The sequence below is a fragment of the Rhodococcus sp. CX genome (assembly GCF_015865005.1).
GTDB lineage: Bacteria > Actinomycetota > Actinomycetes > Mycobacteriales > Mycobacteriaceae > Rhodococcus.
In genome coordinates, this window is sequence record NZ_JADZGH010000221.1 from 36,377 (window position 1) to 41,347 (window position 4,971).

Consider the following 4,971-nt stretch of genomic DNA (forward strand, 5'->3'; position numbering starts at 1 on the left):
GGTAGAGCTTGATGATCGACATCGCCGTGCGGGATTCGTGTTCGTTCGCCGTTCCGGTGCGGGCGCCGGACAGAGGAGCGAACGAGATCTGCGTGCGCGCGGGGGCGCTCACCGTCCCGTCGGGGGCCGGGACCGGTATCGGTGCTGCCCATGCGGACTGGGGTCCCACCATGATCGTCGTCAGTGCCGCAGCCGTCGCGAACATCTTCGCCGTCCTGCGCATACAACCGAACACTAGTCCTTCGGGCGTCCCGACGGGAGCCTACGGGTAGGTTGGGCCGAACCCAGAAGGCTCGAACCCTCTGAAAGGATGGGCGCCCGTGTCCGAGACCGGTACCGAGGAATCCGTTGTAGTCGAGCGCGACGGAGCCGTCGCGATCGTGCGTCTGAACCGCCCCGATCGGCTCAACGCATTCACCACCGAGATGTGCGACCGGCTCCTCGCGGCCTTCGACGAGATCGACGCCGACGACGACGTGCGCGCGATCGTGCTCACCGGAACCGGTCGTGCCTTCTGCGCCGGCGCGGACCTCGGGGCGGGTGGCGACACGTTCGTCCTCGACGACGATCCCGACACCGGTGGCGCACCCGCCGACACGGGCGGTCTGGTCTCGCTGCGGATCTTCCGCTCCACCAAGCCGGTGATCGCCGCGATCAACGGTCCCGCCGCGGGGGTCGGCGTCACCATGACGCTGCCCGCCGACATCCGGATCGCTTCGGACACAGCTAAATTCGGATTCGTGTTCGCACGCCGCGGGCTGGTACCGGAGGCCTGCTCCACGTGGTTCCTGCCCCGCGTCGTGGGGATCTCCACCGCCGTCGAGTGGACGGCCGGCGGCAAGATGGTGCCCGTGGACGAAGCGCTCGCGCGTGGCCTCGTGCGCGAAATCGTCCCGGCCGAGCGCGTTCTCGACCGTGCCCTCGAGGTCGCCCGCGAACTGGTGACCGGGACCGCACCGGTCTCGGTGGCCCTGACCCGGCAACTGATGTGGCGGATGCTCGGTGCGTCGAGCCCTGAGGTCGCGCACCGTGCGGAGTCCATCGGCATCTACGTCCGCGGCACCTCCGACGACGTGCGCGAAGGTGTCGAGGCGTTCCTCGAGAAGCGGGAACCTCAGTTCCCGAACCGCATCTCCGACGGGCTGCCGGATCTGTTCGGCTAGAGGCCGGCCTGATCGACTCCGTATTCGGCCTGTGCTCTGGTGTACCCCTCGAACATCAACTGGTCGATCAGGCCTTGCCGCGAAAAGGCGGAGTATTCGAGGTAGATTTCCGCGGATTTCGCTGCTTGCTCGTTCCAATCGGGCGAAATGTAGTCCACGGCGAAAGTCGCGTCCTCGGTGGAGTAGTCCTCGAACTCCAGCTGCTCGATCAGACCCTGGCGCGAGAATGCGGTGTAGTCGAGATAGTCGCTCGCCGATCGTACGGCGTTCCTTTGTCCTGCCGTCAATCCGGCCTGTGTGCTTGCCGGCGCCCTGGTGGCCGATTCGACCGTTACGGTAGCTGTCTGCGTCACCGTTTCGACGGGAGCCGCCTGCGTCTGCGTGCGTGTCGGGGCGACAGTCGTGGTTGTTGCCGTTGTTGTGGAGGAGGCTGTGGTCGAGGTCGTCGGTTTCGTGGTGGTCGGGGTCGTTTGTGTTGCGCTGGGTTGCGTCGTTTCCGCCTGAGCGCTCGATGCCTCGTCAGAGGACTTGTCGAGGGAACCGAACGCGCCGGCAATGACGACGAGTGCCGCTGCCGCCCCCGCGATCCACGGCCACTTCTTACGGTTCGTCTTGCCGGACTCCGGAGCCGCATGCAACTCCGGCATGGGTTCGGGCTGCGTCGGGCTCGCCGGGTACGGCTGAACCGCCGACGTCCACTGTTGGCCGTCCCACCACCGCAGTTGTCCGGAGCCTTCGGGGTCGGGATGCCATCCAGCAGGTGTCGTCATGATTGTTCTTTACCTAGCGAATGATTCTCTGTTACGGCATGTGTCGACCGTCACATGACTGTCGCGGCGGAGTCGAATTCGTTTCGGGCGGTCCAGGATTTCGTTCGGTCGGACGATATTCCCGTGCCCGATCGCCTGACACCATCACCGGATGACCAACCCGGGCCCAGGGCGTAACGGATCGGGACGAGGAGCCTTGCTGATCGCAGCCCTCGCGGGAGCATCGGTGGCGACGCTCGTACTGTCGGTGCTCTACCTGCTCCTTCTCCGGGAGGAACCGGAAGCGCCGGAACCCGTGGCCGCACCGCCGTCGACCGTGACGGTCACCGCGCCCGCCCCGACGGTGACCGTCACCGCCCCCACCTCGCCGGTGCGGGTTGCCGCTCCGCCCACGAGTACCCCGACGACCACACCGGTGACAGCGACAGCTGCCCCCGGACCTCCGGCGATCGAGCAGGTCCGGGTGTTCACCGAGCGGGGCGGGCGCGGGCATCTGGTCGGACCGGACATGTACCAGGCGACCACCTACGGCACCGCGGGCGTGGTGTTCCGATGGCGATCCATCGACGAGTCCGGAGCTGAAATATGGAACGAGACCTGCCAGGTCGTGTCCACGGTGACCGGCCCCGGCGACTACAGCCACACCGACCGGAGTGCCGCGTGCTCGGGTCGCGTCCGCGCACACGAACTGGTCCTCGACGCACCGGGTGACTACACGATCACGACGACGGTGATCGGCGCCGACGGCGCCACCACCGTCGGTACCGCCGGCTTCCAGGTGATCCCCGAGTGAGGGTCGCGATCGATCAGATCAGGTAGAGCACCAGCACCGTCGCGATCAGCGTGACGAGCCAGCCGTCGGTCGCCCACTGCAACCAGCGCGGGGCCCCGCGAACCTCCATGAACGTCCGGATGATCAGGCGGCACTTCACGGCGGCCAGGGCGAGGACGAGCACGGTGATCGGTGCGCTGGCACCGACCGCGGTCGGCGAATGGTCGGGTGCCAGCCACCACGAGGCGATCGTGACGGCCGTGAGCACGAGCCACGTGACGGTGATCGTGCGCGTCGACGTTCCGGGTCGAGTGGTTGTTGTGGTCACCGGTCACCTCATGACGTAGAGCAGAGCGAAGATGACCACCCAGAGCAGGTCCACCATGTGCCAGTAGACCGCTCCGGATTCGACCATCGACACCCTGCGCCGGGCGGGATTGCGCAGTTCGCGCGCGACGACCCCGAGGACGACGAGGCCGATCAGCACGTGCAGCAGGTGGACGCCGGTGAGCACGTAGTAGAACGAGTAGAACATCTCGGAGTTGGTCTGCCCGCCGGTGATCTTGGTGCACCACTCGTAGAGCTTCAGCGCCGTGAACAGCACGCCGCACGCGCCCGCGGCGTACACCAGCCGGATCCCGTGTTCGTGCCGGCCGTTCCGGACCGCGGGGACGCTGAGTGCGACGAACCACGAACTAGTCAGCAGCACAACGGTATTGATCACCCCGATATCCACGTCGAGATGCTGCTGGGCTTCGAGGAAGGCTTCCGGCGTCATCGATCGGTAGATCATGAAGATGACGAAGTAGCCACCGAAGATGAGCATGTCGCCGAGCACCATGACCCACATGTCGCGATCGCCCGGCAGGTGCCGGCTCGGTGCGGCGGTGCGGGCGGTGACCGGGATGGCGGTCTGTGCCGGTACGGGTATCGAACTCGGACTGTTCATGACGCGGTTTCCTCGGTCCGATCCGGCGAGTAGGCGGGTTCACGTGCGGTCGCCTGTTTCAGCAGAACCATCAGCGCTCCCAGCCACACGCAGAACACGACGACGGCAAGCCAGAAGGCGATCGAGCCGTTCCAGGCGAACGGCCCCGACGCGAAGACGAACATCTGGGTCGCGATCACCTCGGTGACGATCTGCCAGATGCTCACGTACGCAAACCATTTCGGGAAGATGTTGTTGCGGTCGTAGAGGATCGCGATCGCCAGGGCGAGATATGCGGCGGAGAAGCAGCCGAGCGAACCGTTGTAGGACAGCATGCCCAGGTCGTAGAGCAGGCCGACGAGTCCGGGGTCGCGGTCGGGCCGGAAGGTCGCGGTGAGGAAGCACGCGGCGACGAGCAGGAAGCCGGGCAGCGCGCCGACCGCCATGCCGCCGATGTAGCCGTAGGCGAAGACGGAACCGACCGACATGCGTGTCATGTGGTAGGCGACCAGTCCGTTGGTGATCGCGGCGCCGCCGAGCAGCACGAGCAGCAGGCAGAATCCGATCTGGATCGTGGTGTGGTGTTGCGCGAAGAACTCGACCTTCTGCGCGGTCGACACGTCCGGCCGCGGCGGTGGCGTCACCCGCGTCAGCAGGCAGATGATCACGCCGAACGCGGCGTAGAAACCGGGGAAGATCCAGTAGACGAACCGGACATCGGGTCTGCCGCCGCGTGCCGGCCGTGGGGTGACGTCGCGGTCGGGGGTCAGGGTGCTCATCGGATCAGGCCTTCGGTGAGGGCCTGCCGGCGCAGCGTTCGGCGCAGCACGAAGAACATCACGATCATGAACAGGGCGAATGCGCCGTTGCGCAACCAGAACGAGAGCAGCCCGTCCCACGCCAGCGGGCCGGTCTGCACGACCGCGGCAGCCGCGGCCGGGATCATCGCGACCGCGGTCGCCAGCGAGTAGTGCCCTACCCAGCGCGGGAACACCGGGTCGGGTCCGTTGTCGAAGTAGATCGCGGCCGCCAGCAGCAGGAACTGGCTGACCACCATGCCGATCGGGGCGATGAACCCGATCCACGCGAGGTCGTTGAGGAGCATCACCAGTTCGGGGTCGCGTTCCGGGCGGAACGCGGCGACGAGGAAGAAGATGTTCGACAGCGCGAAGATCGTTGCGCCGCTGACGATCGCGGTGAGGTAGCAGTAGGCGAACACGTGACTCTGCCGCATGCGTTTCATCTGGACCACGATTACCGTGAACAGCGGCAGGATCATGATTCCGCAGAGGTTGAACGTGACCATGCTGAACCGGATCCACGCGGTGTTCTCCCGGT

The 4,971-nt window shown here is 66.2% G+C and carries 7 protein-coding genes and 1 pseudogene; 2 read left to right on the forward strand and 6 right to left on the reverse strand.

Going from position 1 to position 4,971, the window contains the following annotated elements; all coding sequences use genetic code 11:
• Nucleotides 1–223, reverse strand: a pseudogene (locus tag I0Q12_RS24480) (hypothetical protein); the annotation flags it as partial.
• Nucleotides 224–320: 97 nt separating this feature from the next.
• On the opposite strand from I0Q12_RS24480, the gene I0Q12_RS24485 reads away from it, so the two are divergent.
• On the forward strand, nucleotides 321–1,163 hold the full coding sequence (locus I0Q12_RS24485) for an enoyl-CoA hydratase-related protein (protein ID WP_197255570.1): 843 nt from the start codon (nucleotides 321–323) through the stop codon (nucleotides 1,161–1,163).
• Here the strand turns inward: I0Q12_RS24485 and I0Q12_RS24490 are convergent.
• Nucleotides 1,160–1,933, reverse strand: a complete 774-nt coding sequence (locus I0Q12_RS24490) for an Ltp family lipoprotein (protein ID WP_197255572.1) — start codon at nucleotides 1,931–1,933, stop codon at nucleotides 1,160–1,162. The two genes, I0Q12_RS24485 and I0Q12_RS24490, sit on opposite strands and share 4 nt — an antisense overlap.
• Before the next feature lie 196 nt (nucleotides 1,934–2,129).
• On the opposite strand from I0Q12_RS24490, the gene I0Q12_RS24495 reads away from it, so the two are divergent.
• On the forward strand, nucleotides 2,130–2,726 hold the full coding sequence (locus tag I0Q12_RS24495; protein WP_197255574.1) for a hypothetical protein: 597 nt from the start codon (nucleotides 2,130–2,132) through the stop codon (nucleotides 2,724–2,726).
• 13 nt (nucleotides 2,727–2,739) lie between these two features.
• On the opposite strand, the gene I0Q12_RS24500 is transcribed toward I0Q12_RS24495, so the two are convergent.
• From I0Q12_RS24500 to I0Q12_RS24515, 4 genes are all read right to left on the reverse strand, one after another.
• Nucleotides 2,740–3,033, reverse strand: a complete 294-nt coding sequence (locus I0Q12_RS24500; RefSeq protein ID WP_197255576.1) for a cytochrome C oxidase subunit IV family protein — start codon at nucleotides 3,031–3,033, stop codon at nucleotides 2,740–2,742.
• A gap of 3 nt (nucleotides 3,034–3,036) precedes the next feature.
• Complete coding sequence (locus I0Q12_RS24505) at nucleotides 3,037–3,555, reverse strand: cytochrome c oxidase subunit 3 (RefSeq protein WP_197255590.1); 519 nt, start codon at nucleotides 3,553–3,555, stop codon at nucleotides 3,037–3,039.
• Between the two features lie 95 nt (nucleotides 3,556–3,650).
• Nucleotides 3,651–4,412, reverse strand: coding sequence for a hypothetical protein (locus I0Q12_RS24510; protein WP_197255578.1), 762 nt, complete (start codon nucleotides 4,410–4,412; stop codon nucleotides 3,651–3,653).
• Nucleotides 4,409–4,971: hypothetical protein (locus I0Q12_RS24515; RefSeq protein WP_197255580.1), on the reverse strand; the 563-nt coding region annotated here is incomplete at its 5' end. The genes I0Q12_RS24515 and I0Q12_RS24510, both read right to left, overlap by 4 nt.